Raw genomic sequence first — 21,812 nt, 5'->3', positions numbered from 1 at the left:
ATGAGATGAACCAGATCGACACCGACGCCATCGCCATGCCCGTGGGCCCGCAATGGGGCGATATCCGCGAGGCGGTCGCGCGGCTCTGCGAGGATTTCCCGGACGCCTATTGGAATGATCTCGATGCGCGGGATGCCTACCCGAAGGACTTCGTACGCACCCTGACCGAGAGCGGCTTTCTCGGCGCGCTGATCCCCGAGGCCTATGGCGGCTCGGGCCTGCCGCTCGCGGCGGCGGGCGCGGTGCTGGAGACGATCCATGAGCGGGGCGCCAATGCAGCGGCCTGCCATGCGCAGATGTACACGATGGGCACGGTGCTCAAGCATGGCTCGGACGCGCAGAAGGCGCGCTACCTGCCGGGGATCGCCAGTGGCGAGCTGCGCCTACAGGCCTTTGGTGTCACCGAGCCGACAACGGGCTCGGACACCACGCAGCTCAAGACGCGGGCCGAGAAGACCGACCGGGGCACATACGTGATCAACGGGCAGAAGGTCTGGACCTCCCGCGCGATGGAGAGCGACCTGATGCTCTTGCTGGCGCGGACCACACCCGCCGATCAATGCGCCAAGCGCAGCGATGGAATGTCGGTGTTCCTCGTGGATATGCGCGCGGCCCTGGGCAACGGGCTGAGCCTGTCCAAGATCGACGCGATGATCAATCACAACACCTGCGAGGTGTTCTTCGACAATCTCGAGATCCCCGCCGACACCCTGATCGGGGAGGAGGGCAAGGGCTTCCGCTACATCGTCGACAGCATGAATGCCGAGCGGATCCTCATCGCCTATGAATGCATTGGGGATGCGAAATTCTTCCTCCGCCGGGCCACGGAATATGCCAATGACCGGGTGGTGTTCGGCAAGCCCATCGGGGCCAATCAGGGGATTCAGTTCCCCATCGCGCAGGCCTATGCTCAGGCACAGGCGGCGGAGCTGATGGTGAACAAGGCCGCGACCCTCTTTGACAATGGCGCCAAGGCGGCGGAGGAGGCGAATATGGCCAAGCTTTTGGCGGCGGATGCAAGCTGGGCGGCGGCTGAAACTTGCATGCAGGTTTTTGGCGGCTTCGCCTTCGCGCGGGAATACGGGATCGAGCGGAAATGGCGTGAGGCGCGGCTTTATCAGACCGCGCCGATCTCCAAGAACATGATTTTTGCCTATTTGGGTCAACACGTTCTGGGACTTCCGCGCAGCTACTGAGCCCTGCCGCCCGGGTTTCCGATGGGCGGCATCGCATACAGAGGTGTACCGCTAAACCGTTCAAGTCAGGGGTTTTTCCCTTTTCTCTGCGCTGCGGCGGCCTTATCTTGCGGGCAAAGAAGGAACGCCCGCATGACTGCCATCCAAGACCACCCGCTGCGCTATGCGCTGGCCAACGAGCTTCATGCGCGTCCGTTTCCCGAGCTTTCGGCGCCGTGCCACGCGGTGTTTCTGGCCATCAAGCAGCCCGTGGAGGCCGCCGCCCGGGACCGGGAGCTGGACCGCGCCCACCTGCTGGAGCTGCTGGATCGGTATGGCGCGCCGCACCCGTCGCCCGGGGCCACCCATTTCTTTGGCAAGATCGGCAAGCACACTCTGAAATGGGAAAGCCATACGGAGTTCGTGACCTTCACGATCTTTGCCGAGGGGGTGGCCGAGAAACCCTTTGATCCCGACACGTTCGATGTCTTCCCGGAGGAATGGCTCAAGCGCGCGCCGGGGGTGCGGCTGGTCTCCTCCCTGATCCGGGTGGAGGCGCGCCCCAGCCAGGAGAAGATCAAGGCCAAGCTGGAGGACTGGTTCGTCCCCGAAAGCCTCGCCGTGAGTTCGGTGCTGGACGATTCCGCAGTGATCGCCGGGGATTTCCGGATCGATGCGGCGGGGCACACACGCTTTGCGCTGTTCATCTCCGACGGCATCGGCGAGCGCCGCGTGGGCCGGGTCCTGCAGCGTGTGACCGAGATCGAGACCTACAAGACCGCCTCCATGCTGGGGCTTGCCCGGGTGCGCAAACTCAGCAAGGAGATGGGCGATATCGACACCAAACTCTCGAGCATGGTGGGCGATATGGGCGGGGACAGCACCGAGGCGGAGCAAACCCTGAAGTCGCTGCTCGAAGTGTCGGGCGATCTGGAAAACCTGATGGCCCAGAGTTCCTTCCGCTTTGGCGCGACCGGGGCCTATGAGGCGCTGGTGAACCAGCGGATCGAGGTCCTGCGCGAAGAGCGGTTCGACGGGCGCCAGACCTTTGCCGAGTTCATGATGCGCCGGTTTGATCCGGCCATGCGGACCGTGAAGGCCACCGAGGGGCGGCTGCAAAAGATGGCCGATCGCGCAACGCGGGCCGCGGAATTGCTCCGGACCCGCGTGGATGTGGAACGTCAGACCCAGAACCAGGCCCTCTTGGAAAGCATGGATCGGCGCGCGGATCTGCAACTGCGTCTGCAGAAAACGGTGGAGGGGCTCTCCGTTGTCGCGATCAGCTATTACGCCGTAAACCTCGCGATCTATCTGATCGGTCCCTTGGCCTATACCTCGGGGGTCTCCAAGACCGTACTGACGGCGGTGACTACTCCGCTGGTAGTGCTTGGGGTTTGGATGCTGGTGCACCGGATCCGGCAAGGGATGGAGAAGTAGCGCCCTCGGGCAGGAGCCGCCCGGTCAGCGCGCCCCCCACCGCGATGGATGCCAGCGCCAGCGTCGCGGCGAAGCTCAAGGTCGGGATGCCTGCGAGGCCTGCGCCCACGGTGCAACCTCCGGCGAGCACGCCGCCGACACCCATCATCGCAGCACCCGCCATGTAACGGCCGGTTTGGGTCGGGCTCTCAAAGCTCGCCCATGTGAACTCCCGCGAGATCAGCGATGCGATCAGCGCACCCAGCAAAGTGCCACCTACGAGCCCTGTGCCGAAGCCCGCCGGGATGGCCGACGAGGCGATGACGAAGAACAGGCTTTCGGACGCGGGCGAGGTGAAGGACAGGCTCTCCAGCGCGATCGGGTCGAAATCGTCATAAAGGACATAGCCCGTGCCCGCCCAGCCTAGCGGGACCAGCGCGCCCAGCAGGGCGGCCAGCACAAGCGTCCCGGGGCGGTTGCCTGACCGAACCACCACGGCGGCGGCCACGATCAGCAGGACAGCCGTCCAGCCCCATGCGCCGCCGGGCAGGGCGGAAAAGCCTGTCATCTCGCCCAGATCGACGGTGACACTGCCCAGGCTCGTGCGCAGGGGCGCCAGCACGCCTTTGAGCGTTGCATGGGCGACCACAGCGAATACCAGGAGGACCGTCAGCGCGCGCAGGTTGCCCGAAGCCCCCAGCACCGTCAGCCGCGAGACACAGCCCCGTGTCAGCACCATGCCCGCACCGAAGAGCAAGCCGCCCGCGACAATCGCCAGCACCGGCAGCTCAGAGGCAAAGAAGCGATGCTCCGAGAAATCCACGTAGCCAAGCGCGATCACCGCCTGCGTGCCCAGAACGGCAACGGCCAGCGCGGTCAGCCAGACGCCCGCAGCACCGCGCCGCTCCTCGGGCGCACCGGCGACCGAGCGCCGCAGACAGAAGCGCGTCCGCTGTGCGAGCACACCAAAAAGGACGCCCAACCCAAGGCCAAACAAGGCCGAGGCCAGTCGCACATCCAGAAAGTCCAGTCCAAGGTCAGCGTACATGTCGCCCTCCAGGCTCGCGGTTAACCCGTCGCAGATAGGGGAGGGCGCAGGGCGAAATCAAGGGAATGTGATGAGGGCGCAGGGACTCCTTGAGAAACGGAAATCTCGCATCCCGAGCCAGATTGGTCCAGAAGGGCGAAATCAGGGTCTGAGAGGGCCTTTGTTCTCTTGAAGCCGTTCAGGTAGTATGATCTTCCCTTTCTGCGCATATCGGGCGTTTTCACCGAAACGTTTGTCCTTTGCGCTCCTGTCACGCTTTGGCCAGATCAAACCCGCGCCCTTGACCCCTTGCCCCATTCGGCGCACCTAACAGGGGACAGCCTGACCCCTCCAGGAGAGACCCATGCCGATCAAGAACCGTTTCGCCGAAATGCTCCCCGAGATTTCCGCCTGGCGCCGGGATTTCCACGAGAACCCGGAGCTTTTGTTTGACACCCATCGCACTGCGGGCGTGGTGGCCGAAAAGCTGCGCGCCTTCGGGTGTGACGAGGTGGTCGAGGGGCTCGGGCGCACGGGCGTGGTCGGGGTGATCAAGGGGCGCGGCACGGGATCGGGCCGGGTGATCGGACTGCGGGCGGATATGGATGCGCTGCCGATCGCCGAGGCGACCGGGCTGCCCTATGCCTCCAAAACCCCGGGCAAGATGCATGCCTGCGGCCATGACGGGCACACGGCCATGCTGCTCGGGGCAGCGCGCTACCTGACCGAGACCCGCAACTTCGACGGCACCTGTGTGGTGATTTTCCAACCCGCCGAAGAGGGCGGCGGCGGCGGGCGCGAGATGGTCGAGGACGGGTTGATGGAGCGGTTCGGGATCGAGGAAGTCTATGGCATGCACAATTGGCCGGGCGTCCCCACGGGCACCTTTGCCATCCGCCCTGGCGCGTTCTTTGCCGCCACGGACCAGTTCGAGATTACGATCACCGGGCGCGGCGGCCACGCGGCCAAGCCCCATGAGACGATCGACCCGACGGTCACCGCGAGCCAGATCGTGCTTGCCCTGCAGACCATCGCCAGCCGCAATGCAAATCCGGTGGAGCAGATCGTGGTCTCCGTCACCTCCTTCCAGACCGCGAGCACAGCCTTCAACGTGATCCCGCAGGATGTGACGCTCAAAGGGACGATCCGCACCCTCGACGAAGGCATCCGGGCCCTGGCCGAAACCCGCCTGACCGAGATCGCCACGGGCGTCGTCACGGCCATGGGGGCCAAGGCGCAGGTCAACTACTACAAAGGCTACCCGGTCATGGTGAACTCAGAGGCCGAGACCGCCTTTGCCGCCGATGTGGCCCGTTCGGTCGCTGGGGATTGCGCCGATGCGCCGCTCGTGATGGGGGGCGAAGACTTCGCCTATCTGCTCAACGCCCGGCCCGGGGCCTATATCCTCGTCGGGAATGGCGACAGCGCCGATGTCCACCACCCGGAATATGATTTCAACGATGAGACGATCCCCGCAGGCTGCTCCTGGTGGGCCGAGATCGTGGAACAGCGGCTGCCGCTGGCCTCTTGAAACCGCGCACTGCCTTGCGTGACGGCGCGCGCTTCGCTAACCCGCCCCCATGAAACCGTTCCTGATCCTGCAGCTGCGTCCCGAGCGGGACGTCTCCGATGACGAGTACGCGGCGATCCTGTCGAAATCCGGGCTTGCCGAGGCGGATGCGATCCGGGTCTGCCTAGATCATCAGGACCTGCCCGAGGGGCTCGACCTGACCCAGATCTCCGGCGTGATCGTTGGCGGCGGACCGGGCTGTTTCAGCGACGCGCCCGAGACGAAATCCCCCATCGAGGCCCGGATCGAGACGGCGATCCTGTCGCTCATGCCCGAGATCACCGAACGCGATATTCCCTTCATGGGCTGCTGCTACGGCATGGGCGCCTTGGGACAGCATCTGGGCGCCGAGGTTTCAAAGCGCCGCTATGGCGAGAGCGTCGCCGCCGTTCCCTGCACCAAGACCGATGCCGGGCGCGCGGACCCGATCCTCGCAGACCTGCCGGAGCAGTTCGACGCTTTTGTCGGCCATAAGGAAGCGCTCCAGGCGCTCCCACAAGGCGCGGTGCATCTGATGTCCGGCGAGGCCTGTCCGTTCCAGATGATCCGCTATGGCGAAAACGTCTACGCCACCCAGTTCCACCCGGAGGCCGATGGCGCCGGTGTCGCAGTCCGCATCCGGGCCTATCGCGAAAAAGGCTACTTCCCGCCCGACGAGGCCGACAGCCTGATTGCCGAGGTCGCAAAGGCCGATGTGGACGACAGCGCCCGCATCCTCGCGAATTTCGTGCGCCATTACGCCCGGGATTGATCCCGCCTCATTGTTCCTGAAATACTCCGGGGGGCGGTCCCGCAGGGCCGCGGGGGCAGCGCCCCCTCCGACCTATCCGCCCGTGTGGCTCATATGCCGGGGCATCTGCCCGTCGAGCTTCTGGCGGGAATAGTCGAAATCATGGCCCTTGGGCTTCAGCGCGATCGCCGCCCGGATCGCATTCTCCAGCGCGCGGTCATCTTCGGGATACTCCCGCAGGGGCTTGCGCAGATCGGCCATATCCTCCTGCCCGAGGCACATGTAAAGCTCCCCGGTGCAGGTCAGTCGCACCCGATTGCAGCTTTCGCAGAAGTTATGCGTCAGGGGTGTGATGAAGCCGAGCTTCTGACCCGTCTCCTCCAGCCGCACATAGCGCGCCGGGCCCCCGGTCCGCTCCGCCAGGTCCGTCAGCGTGAACCGCTCGCGCAGGGTGTCGCGCAGATCCGAGAGCGCCCAGTACTGGCCCAAACGGTTCTCATTGCCGATATCGCCCATGGGCATGACCTCGATGAAGGTCAGGTCCATGTCACGCTCGGCGCACCAGTCGACCATGGTAAAGAGCTCGTCCTCGTTGAACCCCTTCAGGGCGACCGCGTTGATCTTGATCCGCAGCCCGGCCTTTTGCGCCGCATCGATCCCGCGCATCACCTGGGGCAGGCGGCCCCAGCGGGTGATGTCGGCGAATTTCTGGTCGTCCAACGTGTCCAGCGACACGTTGATCCGCCGCACGCCGGCCGCATAAAGGTCGTCGGCATATTTCTCGAGCTGCGAGCCATTGGTGGTCAAGGTCAACTCGCGCAGCGCGCCGCTGTCCAGATGGCGGGACATGCGCTGGAAAAACGTCATGATATCGCGCCGCACCAGAGGCTCGCCGCCCGTGATCCGCAGTTTTTTCACGCCCAGACCGATGAAGGTCGAGCACATGCGGTCCAGCTCTTCCAGCGTCAGCAACTCTTTCTTCGGCAGAAAGGTCATGTTCTCGGACATGCAATAGACGCAGCGGAAATCGCAGCGGTCGGTGACCGACACCCGCAGGTAGTCGATGGCGCGCTGAAACGGGTCGATGAGTGGCGTGGCTGTCATGGCTTCTCCCCCAATGGGAGGAGCGTATCGGTGGGACGGCAGAGGCGCAAGGGCAGGGCGCCGGGGCTAAGCGCATGATCTCGCGAGGGTTTCGCGCTCTGCTTCACTTTGCCGACAGGGTGGAGTGGGCTTAAAGGTGATTCTGAGCTTCGGATTATCCCGCGCCGGTCTCAGGCGGCAGCAGCCGCGCGGCCTCTTTCCGGGCGAAGGGTTTCATCTCTGCCCCATGCTCGGCGAGAAAGGCGCGCACCCGCTCCGGGTCGCGCCGGGACAGATCGCGCAGCCACCAGGCGATGGCCTTCTGGATGAACCAGGCCCGATCCGGCACATAGCCTGCAGCCCAGCCCAAAACCTGCTCGCGGATCGCGAGGTCTTCGGGCTTCGGGTCGCGTTGTTTGGTCCAGGGCAGGGTGATCACGAGGGCCGCGCGTCGGGTCCAGAGGTGCTCACTCCGGGTCCACTCCGCCACTGTCTCGATCCGTGACGGATCCGCGATCAGCCGTTTCTGCCCGGCAATGCAGGCGTGATCGGCCACGGCCCAGGCGTCGAATTCGGGCACCCAGCTCTGGATCCGTGCCCAGGTGGCGGCGTCATCCTTTTGGCGCGCTTGGGTCAACAGCTTGGCCGCCGCGATCCGCGCCTCATGGATGTTGCTGTCCCAGAGCGCTCCGGCCAGATCCGCACGGGCCTGCAGATCCAGGGCGCGCCGCCAGTCCCGCGCCAGCGCGTCCAGCACGCCATTTGCAACCCCGAGATAGGGGCGGTCCACTTTGTGATAGGCCGCCATTTGCGCGGCTTTCTCGGGATCGCCCAGGGCGCTGAGCGCGTCCAGCGCTGCCTCCGGCGTCAAGGTCTCAGTCATGCCAGACGCTCCGTTGGCCGGTCGAGAAGGGCGCGGGCCAGCTCACAGATTGTCTTCGATCCCCGTCGGCGCGCCGTCGATGGTCGTGCGGTTGCGGTCGGACCAATAGGCGCGGATCCCGTCCTCGCCCTTCTCGGCGGCCCAATCCTTGAGGACCGGACGCTCGGTCAGCCCCTCGGCGGTGGGGACCGCATAGCCGCAGGAGGTCTGCACCATCTCGACGCTCAAATCATAGACCTGTCGCTTCTCCGGCCCGCCGGGAAAGAGGCTCGACAGCTCCTCCCAATCTGCACTGTCGCGCTGCACTGTCCGGGCGGTGCCATAGGCGCGCAGGATCATGGGCGTCGCGTCAAAGCTGCACCACATGAGCGTCATGCGCGGCGATTGTTTTAGATGGCCTGCGGTTTCATTGCCCGAGCCCGTGACATTCAGCCAGGCGATGCGGTTGGGACCGAGCACGCGCAGGCTGTCCATCCCCTTGGGGCTGAGATTGACGCGCCCCTCCGGCGCGGCGGTGGCCACGAAGAAGATCTGTTGCGCTTCGATGAAATTCTGATGGCCGAGGCCGATCCGGGGAAATTGCTTGGCCATGTCTCACTCCACGGTGACGGATTTCGCGAGGTTGCGCGGCTGGTCCACATCCGTGCCCTTGGCCACTGCGGTATGGTACGCCAAAAGCTGCGCGGGCACAGCGTAAAGGATGGGCGCGAAAGCGGGCGCGATCTTGGGCATCGGGACCTGCGCCCAGGTGCCCTCTGCTGCCGAGGCGAGCCCCGCGCTGTCACTGACCAGAAGGACCTTGCCCTGCCGCGCCATGACCTCCTGCATGTTCGAGACGGTCTTGTCGAAAAGCCGGTCATTGGGGGCAAAGACGATCACAGGCACGGCCGGGTCCACCAGCGCGATGGGGCCGTGTTTCAGCTCACCCGATGCATAACCTTCGGCGTGGATGTAGCTGATCTCCTTGAGTTTCAGCGCGCCTTCCAGGGCGATGGGATACATCGGCCCGCGTCCGAGAAACAGGATGTCGCGCGCCTCGGCCAGCTCGCGCGAGACCGCTTCGATCTCGGGTTCCCGGCTCAGGGCGAGGTTCATCACACTGGGCAGGCTGCGCAGCTCATCGATCAGGGTCTGACGCTCTTCTGCGTCCTGCGCACCCCGCTGGTGCGCCGCGTGGAGGGCCAGCACCGCAAGCACCGCGAGCTGGCAGGTAAACGCCTTGGTGGAGGCCACGCCAATCTCGACCCCGGCCAGCGTTGGCAGCGCCACCGCACTTTCCCGCGCGATGGAGCTTTCGGGCACGTTGCAGATCGACAGGATATGTTCGGCCTTGCCCGCGCAATAGCGCAGCGCCGCCAGCGTATCGGCGGTTTCGCCCGACTGGCTGACAAAGAGCGCTGCCGTGCGCGGTCCGATGGGCGGTTCGCGATAGCGGAACTCCGAGGCGATATCGATCTCCACTGGCAGGCCCGCGATTTGCTCAAACCAGTATTTCGCTGTTTGGCAGGCATAGAATGCGGTGCCGCAGGCCACGAGGATCAGCCGGTCGATCTGTGCGAAGTCGGGCAGGGCGTCGGGCATTCGGATCTCGCCCGTGCTGCTCAGGTAATGGGCGAGGCAATCGGCGAGCACCGTGGGCTGCTCGGCAATCTCCTTGGCCATGAAATGGCGATGCCCGCCCTTGCCGACCTGCGCGCCATCGATCCGGGCGCGGGTTTCGGGGCGATGCACGACCGTGCCGTGTTGATCGGTGATCTCCAGCGAGGTCCTGGTGACCACCGCCATGTCGCCCTCTTCAAGATAGGTGATCCGGTCGGTCATGGGATGCAGGGCAATCGCGTCGGAACCCACGAACATCTCGCCATCTCCATGGCCGATGGCCAGGGGCGAGCCCTTGCGGGCGGCGACAATCAGATCGTTCTCGCCTTCAAAGAGAAAGCAGAGCGCAAAGGCCCCTTCGAGCCGGGCGATGGTCTGGCGCGCGGCTTCTGCCGGGCTGGCCCCTTTGGAGAGCGCATGGGCGCAAAGCTGGGCGACGGTCTCCGTGTCTGTCTCGGATTCGAAGGACGCGCCCTGCGCTTGCAGGCTCTCGCGCAGCTCGCGGAAGTTCTCGATGATCCCGTTATGGACCACGGCCACTGCGCCTGTGCGATGGGGGTGAGCATTGGCCACGGAGGGCGCGCCATGGGTGGCCCAGCGGGTATGGCCGATACCCGACTTGCCCGCGAGCGGGTGTTCAACCAGCAGATCGCTCAGGTTCACCAGCTTGCCAAGCGCGCGGCGGCGGTCGAGCGCGCCATCCTGCACCGTGGCAATACCCGCGCTGTCATAACCGCGATATTCCAGACGCTTCAGCGCCTCCACCATCAAGGGGGCGGCCTGATTGCGCCCCAGGACACCGACAATCCCGCACATCTATTCGGCCTCCGGTGTGGTCTCGCCCGCAAGCACCGCCTTGCGGGTTCGCAGCATATCCATGAAGCGACGCGCAAAGCCCGGCTTGTTGGTCTGGCGTGAACGCGCCACGGCCAGCGCCCCTTCGGGCACATCGCTGGTCACGATGGTGCCCGTTGCGGTCATCGCCTCGTCACCGACCTTGACCGGAGCCACGAGACAGGTGTTCGAGCCGATAAAGACCCGCGCGCCGATTTCCGTGTGGTGCTTGAAGACCCCGTCATAATTGCAGGTGATCGTGCCTGCGCCGATATTGCTGGCGGCACCGACGCTGGCATCGCCGATATAGCTCAGGTGGTTGACCTTCGCGCCTTCATCGAGCGTGGCATTCTTGATCTCGACGAAATTGCCCACATGGGTGTGCTCGGCGAGCTCTGCCCCCGGGCGCAGCCGGGCAAAGGGGCCGACCAGCGCGCCACGGCTCACATGGCAGCCCTCCAGATGGCAAAAGGCCCGGATCTCGGCACCGGATTCCACGGTCACGCCGGGACCAAAGACGACCTGTGGCCCGATCAGCGCGTCACGGCCAATCACCGTGTCGAGGGCGAAATAGGTGGTATCCGGGTCTGCGAGTGTCACGCCTTCGTCCATGGCCTCGGCCCGGGCGCGGGCCTGAAAGGCCTGCTCGGCAGCGGCCAGTTCGGCGCGGGTATTGATGCCCAGGGTCTCGGCCTCCGGGCAGGTCACGACCCGGGCCGACAACCCCTCAGCCGCCCCAAGTGCCACAACATCCGTCAGGTAATACTCGCCCGCCGCATTGTCATTGTTGAGCCCCGCGACCAACCGCATCAGCGTAGCCGCATCCCCCATCATCACCCCTGAATTGCAGAGCTTGACCGCCAGCTCATCGGTGCTCGCATCCTTGGCCTCGACGATCCGGGTCAGCCGGTCATCCGCCGTCAAAAGCCGCCCGTAGCGTCCGGGATCTTCCGCCTCAAAGCCGAGCACAACCAGATCCGCGCCCGCCGCGCGCTTGTCTTGCATCGCTTCGAGCGTGTCGGGCGAGATGAAGGGCGTGTCGCCATAGAGCACAACCGCATCGCCCTCAAACCCCCTCAGCGCCTCTCCGGCCTGGGCGACCGCATGGCCCGTGCCCAGCTGCTCGGTCTGGCGTGCACAGATCGCCTCGCCATCAAGGCCCGCAACCGCCGCCTCGACCGCCTCGGCCCCATGCCCGGTCACCACCACGGTCCGCTCCGGCGCGAGGCTCGCGCCCGCGCGTAGGGCATGGGCCAGAAGCGGCGCGCCCGCCAACCGGTGCAGCACCTTGGGCAGGTCCGAGTTCATCCGCGAGCCCTGGCCCGCCGCCAATACGATCAACGCAACCGCCATGCATCATCCCTTCACCTTGCGCCCTCGTTCTATTACGCATCGGCGCAGGCCCCGCAACCGGGCCCGCTGTCACTTGGTGTTTCGGCCCTTTTCACCCCTTCACGCCCATTGGCGGAAAGATGCGCAATGACGGTCACGGTCATCTTCGATCTCGACGGCACGCTTGCCGATACCAGTGCCGATCTGATCGAGGCGGCCAATGCCTGTTTCGAGGCGCGGGGGCAGGGGGCGCCACTGGATCCAGTTATCGACGCCGCTACGGCCTTTGCGGGCGGGCGCGCGATGCTGCGTCTGGGCCTGACCCGGCGCGGTGTGGAGTGGAGCGAGGCGGATGTGGACGCTGACTACCCGGTTCTGCTGGAGGCTTATGCCGAGAAGATCGATGTCCACACCCGGCTCTATCCCGGAGCGCTGGCGGCGGTCGAAAGGCTGCGCGCCCGTGGCTGCCCCGTGGGCATCTGCACCAACAAGCCCGAGGGGCTGGCCGAAACCCTGATGACCCGGCTGGGCGTCCGCGATCGCTTTGGCGCGCTGGTCGGGGCCGATACGCTGCCCGTGCGCAAACCTGACCCCGCGCCCCTTTTCGAGACGATCTCCCGTGTCGGTGGCGACCCGGCCCGCGCCGTGCTGATCGGTGATACGGTCACGGATCGCGAGACCGCGCGGGCGGCGGGGATCCCCTCCATGCTCGTCACCTTCGGGCCCGAAGGCGAGGGCGTCTCCCGTCTCGCCCCCGAAGCGCTGCTGCCCCATTACGACCAGTTCGACGCTGTTCTGCAGGGCCTCTTTCCCGACCATTGACCTGTGCGCGGCAAGGCGGCACATCTTACGCAGGAGGCGCCCATGACCGACGAGATCTTCACCGGCACATTCACTCAGCAGGAGCCGATCCCTGAGGCGGCCATTGCCGCCGCGGTTGAGGTCATGCGCTCGGGCCGTCTGCACCGGTATAATCTCGAGCCCGGAGAGCTGGGCGAGGTCGGCGCGTTGGAGCAGGAATTCGCAGCCCAGACCGGGGCGCGCTACTGCGTGGCCGTGGCCTCTGGCGGCTATGCCATGGGCACCGCCATGCGCGCGCTTGGCATCGGGCCCGGTGACAAGGTGCTCAGCAACGCGTTCACGCTCGCGCCGGTGCCCGGTTCGATCGCGGCGGTCGGCGCCGAACCCGTGCTCGTGGAAGTGACCGAGGACCTGACCCTCGATCTCGACGACCTGGCGGCCAAGGCGGAAACCAGCGGCGCGCGCGCGCTGCTCCTGAGCCATATGCGCGGACATATCTGCGATATGGAGGCGCTGACCAAGATCTGCGCGGCCCACAACCTGACCCTGATCGAGGATTGTGCCCACACGATGGGGGCGTCCTGGGGCGACACGCCCACGGGCCGCTTTGGCGCCTTCGGCTGCTTCTCGACCCAGACCTACAAGCATATCAATTCCGGCGAAGGCGGGCTGCTGATCTCTGACGATGCGGAGTTGATGGCCCGCGCGATCCTGCTCTCGGGCAGCTATATGCTCTATGCCCGCCATGGGGCTGCGCCCGAGGCTGAAGTGTTCGACCGGGTGAAATACGACACGCCGAATGTCTCGGGCCGGATGGACCATCTGCGCGCCGCGATTCTGCGTCCGCAACTGGCCGATCTGCCCCGTCAGGCAGAGCGCTGGAACGCGCTCTACCGGGTGCTCGAAGCGGGTCTCAGCGGTGCCCCCGGCATCGCCCTGACCCACCGCCCGGACAAAGAGCATTTCGTCGCCTCCTCTTTCCAGCTGCGCCTGCCCGAGGCCGATGCCGAGGCGGTCGCGTCCTATGTGGCGCGCTGTGCGGCCCGCGGGGTCGAGCTGAAATGGTTCGGCGCGCCGGAGCCCCATGGCTTCACCTCCCGCTATGACAGCTGGCGCTACGCCCCAACCCCGGTATTGCCCCGGACGGACCGAGTGCTCGCCACGCTGCTCGATCTGCGCCTGCCGCTCACCTTCTCCGAAGACGATTGCGCCCAGATCGCCCGCATCCTGCGTGCCGAAGCCGAGCATCTGCCACGCCCGCTGGCTGCGGAGTAACCCCTCACTTAAGTCCGGAAATATCCCGGGGGAGGGGGCCGCAAGGCCACCGGGTGCAGAGCCCCCATTCTCAAACGCGAAATCTCTGGACAGGACCTTCGCGCGCGCCTATAAATGAACAAGCGTTCAATTTTTGGGAGGAGGGAGCGCCCATGTTCACCGCATCCATGCGGTTCGATCTCGGTGAAGAGGTCGAAGCCCTGCGCGAGATGGTCCATCGCTGGGCGCAGGAACGGGTCAAGCCGCTGGCGGCGACCACGGATTCCGAAAACCTCTTCCCGGCCGATCTCTGGACCGAGATGGGCGAGCTGGGCCTTCTGGGCATCACTGTCGACGAGGAAGATGGCGGCGCCGGCATGGGCTATCTCGCCCACACGGTCGCGGTCGAGGAAATCTCCCGTGTTTCGGCCTCCATTGGCCTCAGCTACGGCGCCCATTCGAACCTCTGCGTCAACCAGATCAAGCTCAACGGCACGCCGGAGCAGAAGGCCCGCTACCTGCCGGGCCTGATCGACGGCACCCATGTGGGCGCACTGGCCATGTCCGAAGCCTCCGCCGGGTCGGACGTGGTGGGGATGAAGCTGCGCGCGGAAAAGCGCAACGATCATTACCGCCTGAACGGCACGAAATACTGGATTACCAACGGCCCGGATGCGGAAACCCTCGTGGTCTACGCCAAGACCGATCCGGAGGCGGGCTCCAAGGGCATCACGGCCTTCATCATCGAGAAATCCATGACCGGGTTCTCCACCTCGCCCCATTTCGACAAGCTCGGGATGCGCGGCTCGAACACCGCCGAGCTGATCTTCGAGGATGTGGAAGTGCCCTTCGAAAACGTCCTCGGCGAGGAGGGGCGCGGGGTCGCGGTCCTGATGAGCGGGCTCGATTTCGAGCGCGTGGTCCTTTCGGGCGTCAATATCGGGATCATGGCGGGCTGCCTCGACGAGATCATGCCGTATATGGTCGAGCGCAAGCAGTTCGGCCAAAGCATCGGGAACTTCCAACTCATGCAGGGCAAGATCGCCGATATGTATGCCAGCCTGAACACAGCGCGCGCCTATGCCTATGAGGTCGCCAAGGCCTGTGATCGCGGCGAAGTCACACGGCAGGATGCGGCGGCCTGTGTGCTCTATGCCTCCGAGGAGGGGATGAAGGTCGCCCACCAGGCGGTGCAGGCCATGGGCGGCGCGGGTTTTCTGAACGACGCGCCTGTGGCGCGCATGTTCCGCGATGCCAAGCTGATGGAGATTGGCGCGGGCACCTCCGAGATCCGGCGCATGCTCGTCGGACGCGAGCTGATGGCGGCCATGGCATGATGCGGTCCCCTTCCCGTTCAGGCACAGGAGCGTGAGGCCATGGCCTGGCCAAGCTGGCTCTGGTTTTTGCCGCTGGGGATCATCGTGCTGATCCTCGCGGCCAATGGCGTGCGGCTGGGCTCCCAGCGCGCAGCGCTTGATGAGAGCACAGTAATTGACCATTACGCGGCCCAATACCTCAAGGACCACGCAGCGCTAGAAGGCACAGGATCGGCGGCCCTGACCGATTGCGCGGCTGTGCCAGGATCGGATCCCGGCGTCTGGATCGTGGTGCGTTGCCGCCCGGAGGGGGCGACCCAAGGCTGGGACTACTATGTGCGCCGGGATGGCGGGCTCGCCTTCACCGGGCGCGAACGTGATGAGAGGCCCGAGACATGAGCGCCGCGCATCACATGCAAAAGGCGCGCCACGGGGGCGCGCCTCGGATCGCTGCGAGGGATCGCGGCTTAGAAAGTCATCACATAAGCAATGCCCAGAACCACCGGATCGATCTCGGCCGTGCCGACTTTGTTTCCGTTCAGCTTCACATCGGTGTCGATGTCGATATAGCGGGCGTTCAGTCGAATGGCCGCTGTCTCGGACACCGCGATATCCACTCCGACCTGGGCTGCGAGCCCGAAGCTGTCATCCAGCTCCAGCTTCCCCGCGCTGGAGGATTCCTCGAAGAAGGTTGTGTAGTTCAGACCCACACCGACAAAGGGCGTGAACCCCTCGAAATTCGTGAAGTGATAGTTCAGCGACACGGTGGGCGGCAGGTGCTTGGTTTCACCGGTCACAGCGCCATTGCCGACATCGATGTCATGGCTGAAGGGCGTCGCGGCGAGGATCTCGACGCCGATATTCGGCGTAAAGAAATACTCGGCGGTAAACGACAGCTGAGTGTCGTCATCGATCTCGGTGCGCATCCCGGCGAGATCGCCATTGTCGGATTTCGGGTTCACATTGGCGATCCCGATCCCGATTGTCCAGTCTCCGGCCTCTTGGGCGAAGGCGGGCGCGGCGGCTGTGGCCGCCAGAACAGCGAGTGCGGACAGGGTGATTTTTTTCATGGGTCGTTCCCTCGTTTGGTCTCCGACGCCGTGATCGCGCAAGGCGATTGTGTCAGCATTGATACAGGTCAACCGAAGGCTGTGCTGCCCTGCGGCATAACGGCCCGTCGCCCGCGATGCGCGCGCGACAAAATCTGGAGGCGCGCCGCATGAAGATCGTTTCTCAATGGGATAGCGGATCGGAAGAGGCCAAGGCCAATCGCGCCGCGCATCTGACCGCGCTGGATCTTGTCGCAGATGCAGCATCACAGGCGGCGGCGGGCGGTGGTGCTGCCGCGCGGGAGCGACATTTGAGTCGCGGCAAGATGCTGCCCCGGGACCGGGTGGCCAATCTGCTCGACCCCGGTAGCCCGTTTCTCGAGGTGGGCGCGACGGCGGGGCATGGCCTCTACGGTGGGGCGGCGCCCTGTGGTGGCGCGATTGCCGGGGTGGGCCAGATCCACGGGCAAGACGTTATGGTCATCTGCAACGATGCCACCGTGAAGGGCGGCACCTATTATCCGATCACCGTCAAGAAACACCTCCGCGCCCAGGAAATCGCCGCCGAATGCCATCTGCCCTGTCTCTATCTGGTCGATAGCGGCGGTGCGAACCTGCCCAATCAGGACGAAGTCTTTCCCGACCGGGACCATTTCGGGCGGATTTTCTACAATCAGGCGCAGATGTCCGCCGCAGGCATTCCGCAGATCGCGGTGGTCATGGGTTCCTGCACGGCAGGGGGCGCCTATGTACCCGCCATGTCCGATGTGACGATCATCGTGAAGGAACAGGGCACGATCTTTCTCGCCGGGCCGCCGCTGGTCAAGGCCGCCACGGGCGAGGTGGTCAGTGCCGAGGATCTGGGCGGCGGCGATGTGCATACGCGGCTTTCGGGCGTGGCGGATTATCTGGCCGAAGATGACGCCCATGCGCTGGCGCTAGCGCGGCAGGCGGTGGCGGGGCTGAACCGGCGCGTGCCGGTCTCGGTGGCCATGCAAGCGCCGGAGCCCCCGGCCTATGATCCTGAGGAATTGCTTGAGCTTGTGCCTGCAAGCCTCTCTGTCCCCTACGATATCACCGAAGTTATCGCCCGGATCGTCGATGGCTCGCGCTTCGATGCCTTCAAGCCCCGCTTTGGCGAGACGCTGGTCACGGGCTTCGCCCATATCGAGGGCTGCCCCGTGGGGATCATCGCCAATAATGGCGTGCTCTTCTCCGAGGCCGCCCAGAAGGGCGCGCATTTCGTCGAGCTCTGCAGCCAGCGCAAGATCCCGCTTGTCTTCCTGCAAAATATCACCGGTTTCATGGTCGGGCGGAAATACGAGAATGAGGGGATCGCGCGGCACGGGGCCAAGATGGTGACGGCGGTCGCAACGACCTCCGTGCCCAAGGTGACAATGGTGGTTGGCGGCTCCTTCGGAGCGGGAAATTATGGCATGGCCGGAAGGGCTTATCAGCCGCGCTTCATGTGGTCCTGGCCCAATTCCCGGATCTCGGTCATGGGCGGGGCCCAAGCTGCCGGGGTGCTCGCCACGGTCAAGCGCGACGCGATCGAGCGCAAGGGCGGCAGTTGGTCCGCCGAGGCGGAAGCCGCCTTCAAGCAGCCCACGATTGATATGTTCGAAGAACAGTCCCACCCGCTCTACGCCTCTGCACGGCTCTGGGATGACGGGATCATCGATCCACGCAAAAGCCGCGCGGTGCTCAGCCTGTCCCTGCGCGCCGCTCTGAACGCGCCCATCGAGGAGACACGCTTCGGCGTGTTCCGGATGTGATGACGGAGACGCTCGACAGCCTGAAGGCGCGCTATCCGGGGGCTGTGACCTACAAGTTCGGCAACACGCCCGAGCTCAGCGACATTCTCGTGGGGCTGGTGCGCGCAGGCAAGAAGCGCGCGACCTGTATCTCGCAGCATGCGGTGGACAAGGGTGAGGCCCTGCCCGTGGTCGGACGCTGTGATATCGTCGTGGATTTCGACGAGGTGCCGCAGCTCGTCACCCGGACGCTCGAACTGGTGCCCTTGCGGTTCTGCGACATGACCGAGGAGAAGGCGCTGATGGAGGGCGAAGATGAGAGCCTCGACGGATGGCGCCATCAGCACGAGACCTATTACCGCCGCATGGGGATCTTTGACCCGGAGATGCAGCTCTATTGGGAGCGGTTCGAGGTGGTCGAAGACCTGGTCCACGGGGCCGCGCATGACTAGCGGGATGCGGAGCGTGGCTCAGCCGCAGGGGGCAATCGCGCAGGGAGGCGTGTCCATGTTCAACAGGATCCTAATTGCCAACCGGGGTGAGATCGCGTGCCGGGTGATGGAGACGTGCCGCCGTTTGGGCGTGCAGACCGTCGCGGTCTATTCCGAGGCAGATGCGGGCGCGCGTCATGTGGCCATGGCCGATGCCGCATGCGCCATCGGCGGACCCGCGCCGCGGGACAGCTATCTGCGCGGCGACGCGATCATCGAAGCGGCGCTGGCCACCGGGGCGGAGGCGATCCATCCGGGCTATGGCTTTTTGTCGGAGAACCCGGATTTCGTGGAGGCGGTCGAGGCCGCGGGTCTTGTTTTCATCGGTCCTTCGGCGCAGGCGATCCGGGCCATGGGTCTCAAGGATGCGTCCAAGACGCTCATGGCGGAGGCGGGCGTGCCGGTGGTCCCGGGCTATCAGGGCGCCGATCAGGACCCGGCGCATCTGGCAGCCGAGGCTGAGGCGATCGGCTACCCGGTGCTGATCAAGGCCGTGGCCGGTGGGGGCGGCAAGGGCATGCGCCGGGTCGATGCGCCTGACGCGTTCGACGCCGCCCTGGCCTCGGCCAAGGCCGAAGCGCGCGGTGCCTTTGGCAATGATGCAGTGCTGATCGAGAAATACGTCGCCACTCCGCGCCATATCGAGGTTCAGGTCTTTGGCGATGGCACGCGCGCCGTGCATCTCTTTGAGCGGGACTGTTCCCTGCAGCGGCGCCACCAGAAGGTCATCGAGGAGGCGCCTGCGCCGGGCATGACGCCCGAGATGCGCGCTGCCATGGGGGCCGCCGCCGTGCGCGCGGCCGAAGCCATCGGCTATGCGGGCGCCGGAACCGTGGAGTTCATCGTCGATGCCAGTGACGGGCTGCGCCCGGACGGGTTCTGGTTCATGGAGATGAACACCCGCCTGCAAGTGGAACACCCGGTCACCGAGGCGGTCACGGGGATCGATCTGGTGGAATGGCAGCTCCGCGTGGCCGCGGGAGAGGATCTGCCCGCCGCGCAAGAGGATCTGACGCTGACCGGCCACGCGTTCGAGGCGCGGCTCTATGCCGAGGATGTGCCCAAGGGCTTTCTGCCAGCCACCGGGACCCTGACCCATCTGGCCTTCCCAGAGAGCGCCCGGATCGAGACCGGCGTGCGGGCGGGCGATACGATCAGCCCCTGGTATGACCCGATGATCGCCAAGCTGATCGTTGCCGGACCCACCCGGCAGGCGGCTCTGCGCAAGCTCGACCGGGGGCTGGCCACCACGCAAGTGGCGGGCAGTGTCACCAACCTCGCTTTCCTGCGTGCTTTGGCGCGTCATGGGGGCTTCTTTGACGGAGAGGTGGATACGGGCCTCATTGATCGGGAGGTTGCCACGCTCTCGCCCGCTCCTGTGCCCTGCACGCGGGCGCGCTCTCTCGCGGCGCTCGGGGCGGCAGGGCTTCATCAGGGCACCCCGGATCACGCGGGGCTCACCCTCTGGGCGCCCATGGGGCAGACCCAGATGCTGCTGCATGGCGATGAGGAGATCTCTGCCCGGATCGAGACCCTTGGGGCGACGCGGTTCCGGGTTGGCATAGATGCGGCCTCCCACCTGATCGAGACACGGGACGGGGTCTGGTGGGTGGATGGTGCGCCGACCCCTGCGGAGATCGTCCTTCACGCCGCCGGGGTGAGCGTCTTCTGGTCGAACAATTACCACTTCACCATTCCCGACCCGCTCCAGCGCGGGGAGGCGTCAGGACCCGGGGCAGGGCAGGTCGACGCGCCCATGCCGGGCCTTGTGAAGGCGGTCTTTGTGGAGCCGGGGGAGAGGGTGTCCCAAGGGGCGCGGCTCGCGATCCTCGAGGCGATGAAGATGGAACACACGCTGACCGCCGGGCTGACCGGCACGGTGGCCGAGATCCGGGTGCAGACCGGGGATCAGGTGACGGCGGGCGCCCCCATGATCCTGCTTGCCCCCGAAGAGGAAGAGGAGGGGGCCGCGTGACAGGACCGGCGATCCGCTTGCATCACTGCCCGCAGACCCGCTCCATGCGGACGCTCTGGCTGATCCATGAGCTTGGGCTGGAGGCGGAGGTGATCACCCATCCTTTCGACCGCTCCCTACGCGACCCGGAGTATCTGGCGCTCTCCCCGGCAGGTCGCGTGCCCGCGCTGGAGATCGGGGGGGAGACCCTGTTCGAGACCGGTGCCATTGCGGAACTGCTCTGCGAGCGGTTCTCGCCCGATGGGCTTGGGCGCGCGCCCGGACATCCGGAGCGCGGGGCGTTTCTCGTCTGGATCCATTTCGCCGAGACCCTGAGCCAGCATGTGGCGGCCCTGACCCAGCAGCATGTGATGCTCTACGAGGATACCATGCGCTCGCCCGTGGTCATGCGGCTCGAGGCCAAGCGGCTCGCGAAATGCTATGAGGCGCTGGAGGCGCGCCTGGCGGAGACGGGCACGAACAGCCTGCTGCCCGGCGGGTTTTCGGCTGCGGATATCAGCGTGGGGCAGGCCGTCTATATGGGCCGGTACTTTGTCGGGCTCGGGGACTACCCCCGCACCACGGCCTGGTATGCGGCGATCACCGCACGCCCGGGCTTTCAGGCGGCCTTGCCCGCTCCGGGCACCGGGATCTACGGGCAGGATTTCTATCCGCCCTGGGAGGTGGCGTCGTGAGCGAGACGGTTGAGATCGTCGAGGTTGGCCCCCGTGACGGGTTGCAGAATGAAAAGCGGCAGATCCCGACCGCCCAGAAAATCGCGCTGGTCTCGGCCTTGGCGGAGGTTGGGTTCACTCGGATCGAGGTGGCAAGCTTTGTCAGCCCGAAATGGGTGCCGCAGATGGCCGATGGCGCAAAGGTGTTGGCGGGCATCCCACGCCGGGACGGGCTGCGCTATGCCGCGCTGACCCCGAACATGCGCGGTTTTCAGGGGGCGCTTGCGGCCAAGGCCGATGAGATCGCGATTTTCGGGGCCGCGAGCGAGGGGTTCAGCAAGGCCAATCTGAATTGCACCATTGAGGAGAGCTTCGACCGCTTTGCCCCCATATGCGCGGCGGCGGCGGAGGCAGGGCTGCCCGTGCGGGGCTATGTCTCCTGCGTGACCGATTGCCCGTTCGATGGTGCCACCCCGCCGGAGGACGTCGCCCACGTCGCCTCGCGGATGCGGGATCTTGGCTGTTACGAGATTTCGCTGGGGGAAACCCTTGGCCGGGGGGAGCCGGTCCGCGTGGCCCGCATGCTCGAGGCAGTTCTGACCGAGCTGCCCGCGGCACAATTGGCGGGGCATTTCCACGACACGGGCGGACGGGCGCTCGACAATATCGATGTGGCGCTGGATCTGGGTCTGCGGGTCTTTGATGCCTCTGCCGGGGGGCTCGGCGGGTGCCCCTATGCCCCGGGGGCCGCCGGGAATGTGGCGACCGAGGCCGTGGCGGATCATCTTGCGGCTTTGGGCTATGCCACCGGGTTGGACCGGGCCGCGCTCGCTCTGGCCGCGGCCATGGCCCGGGGGCTGCGCTAGGCGC

20 protein-coding genes are annotated in these 21,812 nt (G+C 65.6%); 13 read left to right on the top strand and 7 right to left on the bottom strand.

Going from position 1 to position 21,812, the window contains the following annotated elements:
- The first annotated feature begins 5 nt into the window (after positions 1-5).
- Together ACP153_RS13730 and ACP153_RS13725 are read left to right on the top strand one after the other, a co-directional pair.
- The gene (locus ACP153_RS13730) at positions 6-1,196 is read left to right on the top strand and encodes an acyl-CoA dehydrogenase family protein (protein WP_424971571.1); all 1,191 of its coding nucleotides are present in this window, start codon (positions 6-8) and stop codon (positions 1,194-1,196) included.
- 132 nt (positions 1,197-1,328) lie between these two features.
- Positions 1,329-2,612 carry a DUF3422 family protein gene (locus tag ACP153_RS13725; RefSeq protein ID WP_424971570.1) on the top strand — a complete coding sequence of 428 codons (1,284 nt, stop codon included), beginning with the start codon at positions 1,329-1,331 and terminating at the stop codon, positions 2,610-2,612.
- Here the strand turns inward: ACP153_RS13725 and ACP153_RS13720 are convergent.
- Positions 2,545-3,639 (bottom strand): YeeE/YedE family protein, encoded by a 1,095-nt coding sequence (locus ACP153_RS13720; RefSeq protein ID WP_424971569.1) that lies wholly within the window; start codon positions 3,637-3,639, stop codon positions 2,545-2,547. The genes ACP153_RS13725 and ACP153_RS13720 overlap by 68 nt on opposite strands.
- A gap of 343 nt (positions 3,640-3,982) precedes the next feature.
- On the opposite strand from ACP153_RS13720, the gene ACP153_RS13715 reads away from it, so the two are divergent.
- Both ACP153_RS13715 and ACP153_RS13710 read left to right on the top strand, forming a co-directional pair.
- Positions 3,983-5,149: a M20 aminoacylase family protein gene (locus ACP153_RS13715; protein ID WP_424971568.1), complete on the top strand. Its 1,167-nt coding sequence runs from the start codon at positions 3,983-3,985 to the stop codon at positions 5,147-5,149.
- A gap of 49 nt (positions 5,150-5,198) precedes the next feature.
- Positions 5,199-5,939 carry a glutamine amidotransferase gene (locus tag ACP153_RS13710; protein ID WP_424971567.1) on the top strand — a complete coding sequence of 247 codons (741 nt, stop codon included), beginning with the start codon at positions 5,199-5,201 and terminating at the stop codon, positions 5,937-5,939.
- A 72-nt stretch (positions 5,940-6,011) separates the two neighbouring features.
- Here ACP153_RS13710 and moaA read toward each other — a convergent pair whose 3' ends face one another.
- From moaA to glmU, 5 genes are all read right to left on the bottom strand, one after another.
- On the bottom strand, positions 6,012-7,022 hold the full coding sequence (gene moaA, locus ACP153_RS13705; RefSeq protein WP_424971566.1) for a GTP 3',8-cyclase MoaA: 1,011 nt from the start codon (positions 7,020-7,022) through the stop codon (positions 6,012-6,014).
- A gap of 154 nt (positions 7,023-7,176) precedes the next feature.
- Entirely contained in the window at positions 7,177-7,872 is a 696-nt protein-coding gene (locus ACP153_RS13700; protein ID WP_424971801.1) for a DNA alkylation repair protein, read from the bottom strand.
- 54 nt (positions 7,873-7,926) lie between these two features.
- Entirely contained in the window at positions 7,927-8,475 is a 549-nt protein-coding gene (locus tag ACP153_RS13695; protein ID WP_424971565.1) for a pyridoxamine 5'-phosphate oxidase family protein, read from the bottom strand.
- A 3-nt stretch (positions 8,476-8,478) separates the two neighbouring features.
- The gene (gene glmS / locus ACP153_RS13690; protein ID WP_424971564.1) at positions 8,479-10,299 is read right to left on the bottom strand and encodes a glutamine--fructose-6-phosphate transaminase (isomerizing); all 1,821 of its coding nucleotides are present in this window, start codon (positions 10,297-10,299) and stop codon (positions 8,479-8,481) included.
- Entirely contained in the window at positions 10,300-11,670 is a 1,371-nt protein-coding gene (glmU, locus tag ACP153_RS13685; protein ID WP_424971563.1) for a bifunctional UDP-N-acetylglucosamine diphosphorylase/glucosamine-1-phosphate N-acetyltransferase GlmU, read from the bottom strand.
- A gap of 126 nt (positions 11,671-11,796) precedes the next feature.
- Between glmU and ACP153_RS13680 the strand changes: the two genes are divergently transcribed.
- The 4 genes from ACP153_RS13680 (at position 11,797) to ACP153_RS13665 (ending at position 15,419) form a co-directional block, all read left to right on the top strand.
- Positions 11,797-12,471, top strand: coding sequence for an HAD-IA family hydrolase (locus ACP153_RS13680; RefSeq protein WP_424971562.1), 675 nt, complete (start codon positions 11,797-11,799; stop codon positions 12,469-12,471).
- A 42-nt stretch (positions 12,472-12,513) separates the two neighbouring features.
- On the top strand, positions 12,514-13,725 hold the full coding sequence (locus ACP153_RS13675) for a DegT/DnrJ/EryC1/StrS family aminotransferase (protein WP_424971561.1): 1,212 nt from the start codon (positions 12,514-12,516) through the stop codon (positions 13,723-13,725).
- Between the two features lie 152 nt (positions 13,726-13,877).
- Positions 13,878-15,041 (top strand): acyl-CoA dehydrogenase family protein, encoded by a 1,164-nt coding sequence (locus ACP153_RS13670; RefSeq protein WP_424971560.1) that lies wholly within the window; start codon positions 13,878-13,880, stop codon positions 15,039-15,041.
- Between the two features lie 39 nt (positions 15,042-15,080).
- Positions 15,081-15,419 (top strand): hypothetical protein, encoded by a 339-nt coding sequence (locus ACP153_RS13665; RefSeq protein WP_424971559.1) that lies wholly within the window; start codon positions 15,081-15,083, stop codon positions 15,417-15,419.
- Positions 15,420-15,487: 68 nt separating this feature from the next.
- Here ACP153_RS13665 and ACP153_RS13660 read toward each other — a convergent pair whose 3' ends face one another.
- A complete protein-coding gene (locus tag ACP153_RS13660; RefSeq protein WP_424971558.1) occupies positions 15,488-16,090 on the bottom strand; it encodes an OmpW/AlkL family protein in 603 nt (200 codons plus the stop codon).
- Between the two features lie 149 nt (positions 16,091-16,239).
- On the opposite strand from ACP153_RS13660, the gene ACP153_RS13655 reads away from it, so the two are divergent.
- The 5 genes from ACP153_RS13655 to ACP153_RS13635 are packed head-to-tail and all read left to right on the top strand — an operon-like array spanning position 16,240 to position 21,808.
- On the top strand, positions 16,240-17,844 hold the full coding sequence (locus ACP153_RS13655; RefSeq protein WP_424971557.1) for a carboxyl transferase domain-containing protein: 1,605 nt from the start codon (positions 16,240-16,242) through the stop codon (positions 17,842-17,844).
- The gene (locus tag ACP153_RS13650) at positions 17,844-18,275 is read left to right on the top strand and encodes an ASCH domain-containing protein (protein WP_424971556.1); all 432 of its coding nucleotides are present in this window, start codon (positions 17,844-17,846) and stop codon (positions 18,273-18,275) included. The genes ACP153_RS13655 and ACP153_RS13650 overlap by 1 nt, the downstream gene beginning before the upstream one ends.
- A gap of 55 nt (positions 18,276-18,330) precedes the next feature.
- Positions 18,331-20,289, top strand: coding sequence for a biotin carboxylase N-terminal domain-containing protein (locus ACP153_RS13645; RefSeq protein WP_424971555.1), 1,959 nt, complete (start codon positions 18,331-18,333; stop codon positions 20,287-20,289).
- Positions 20,286-20,963: a glutathione S-transferase family protein gene (locus ACP153_RS13640; protein WP_424971554.1), complete on the top strand. Its 678-nt coding sequence runs from the start codon at positions 20,286-20,288 to the stop codon at positions 20,961-20,963. Before ACP153_RS13645 ends, ACP153_RS13640 begins: the two co-directional genes overlap by 4 nt.
- On the top strand, positions 20,960-21,808 hold the full coding sequence (locus ACP153_RS13635) for a hydroxymethylglutaryl-CoA lyase (RefSeq protein WP_424971553.1): 849 nt from the start codon (positions 20,960-20,962) through the stop codon (positions 21,806-21,808). Before ACP153_RS13640 ends, ACP153_RS13635 begins: the two co-directional genes overlap by 4 nt.
- Positions 21,809-21,812 lie beyond the last annotated feature (4 nt).

Source organism: Dinoroseobacter sp. S76, from assembly GCF_049801095.1.
In the GTDB taxonomy this organism is placed as follows: Bacteria; Pseudomonadota; Alphaproteobacteria; order Rhodobacterales; family Rhodobacteraceae; genus Dinoroseobacter.
The sequence above is the reverse complement of the archived record's forward strand: the minus strand, read 5'-3'. Positions and strand labels throughout refer to the sequence as shown.

Bases quoted from the DNA above. Each gene is read 5' to 3' on its own strand.
- ACP153_RS13725 (WP_424971570.1), top strand. From the start codon at position 1,329: ATGACTGCCATCCAAGACCACCCGCTGCGCTATGCGCTGGCCAACGAG.
- ACP153_RS13655 (WP_424971557.1), top strand. From the start codon at position 16,240: ATGAAGATCGTTTCTCAATGGGATAGCGGATCGGAAGAGGCCAAGGCC.
- ACP153_RS13670 (WP_424971560.1), top strand. From the start codon at position 13,878: ATGTTCACCGCATCCATGCGGTTCGATCTCGGTGAAGAGGTCGAAGCC.
- ACP153_RS13695 (WP_424971565.1), bottom strand. From the start codon at position 8,475: ATGGCCAAGCAATTTCCCCGGATCGGCCTCGGCCATCAGAATTTCATC.
- moaA (WP_424971566.1), bottom strand. From the start codon at position 7,022: ATGACAGCCACGCCACTCATCGACCCGTTTCAGCGCGCCATCGACTAC.
- ACP153_RS13650 (WP_424971556.1), top strand. From the start codon at position 17,844: ATGACGGAGACGCTCGACAGCCTGAAGGCGCGCTATCCGGGGGCTGTG.
- ACP153_RS13680 (WP_424971562.1), top strand. From the start codon at position 11,797: ATGACGGTCACGGTCATCTTCGATCTCGACGGCACGCTTGCCGATACC.
- glmU (WP_424971563.1), bottom strand. From the start codon at position 11,670: ATGGCGGTTGCGTTGATCGTATTGGCGGCGGGCCAGGGCTCGCGGATG.
- ACP153_RS13715 (WP_424971568.1), top strand. From the start codon at position 3,983: ATGCCGATCAAGAACCGTTTCGCCGAAATGCTCCCCGAGATTTCCGCC.
- ACP153_RS13645 (WP_424971555.1), top strand. From the start codon at position 18,331: ATGTTCAACAGGATCCTAATTGCCAACCGGGGTGAGATCGCGTGCCGG.
- ACP153_RS13675 (WP_424971561.1), top strand. From the start codon at position 12,514: ATGACCGACGAGATCTTCACCGGCACATTCACTCAGCAGGAGCCGATC.
- ACP153_RS13720 (WP_424971569.1), bottom strand. From the start codon at position 3,639: ATGTACGCTGACCTTGGACTGGACTTTCTGGATGTGCGACTGGCCTCG.
- glmS (WP_424971564.1), bottom strand. From the start codon at position 10,299: ATGTGCGGGATTGTCGGTGTCCTGGGGCGCAATCAGGCCGCCCCCTTG.
- ACP153_RS13665 (WP_424971559.1), top strand. From the start codon at position 15,081: ATGGCCTGGCCAAGCTGGCTCTGGTTTTTGCCGCTGGGGATCATCGTG.
- ACP153_RS13730 (WP_424971571.1), top strand. From the start codon at position 6: ATGAACCAGATCGACACCGACGCCATCGCCATGCCCGTGGGCCCGCAA.
- ACP153_RS13660 (WP_424971558.1), bottom strand. From the start codon at position 16,090: ATGAAAAAAATCACCCTGTCCGCACTCGCTGTTCTGGCGGCCACAGCC.
- ACP153_RS13710 (WP_424971567.1), top strand. From the start codon at position 5,199: ATGAAACCGTTCCTGATCCTGCAGCTGCGTCCCGAGCGGGACGTCTCC.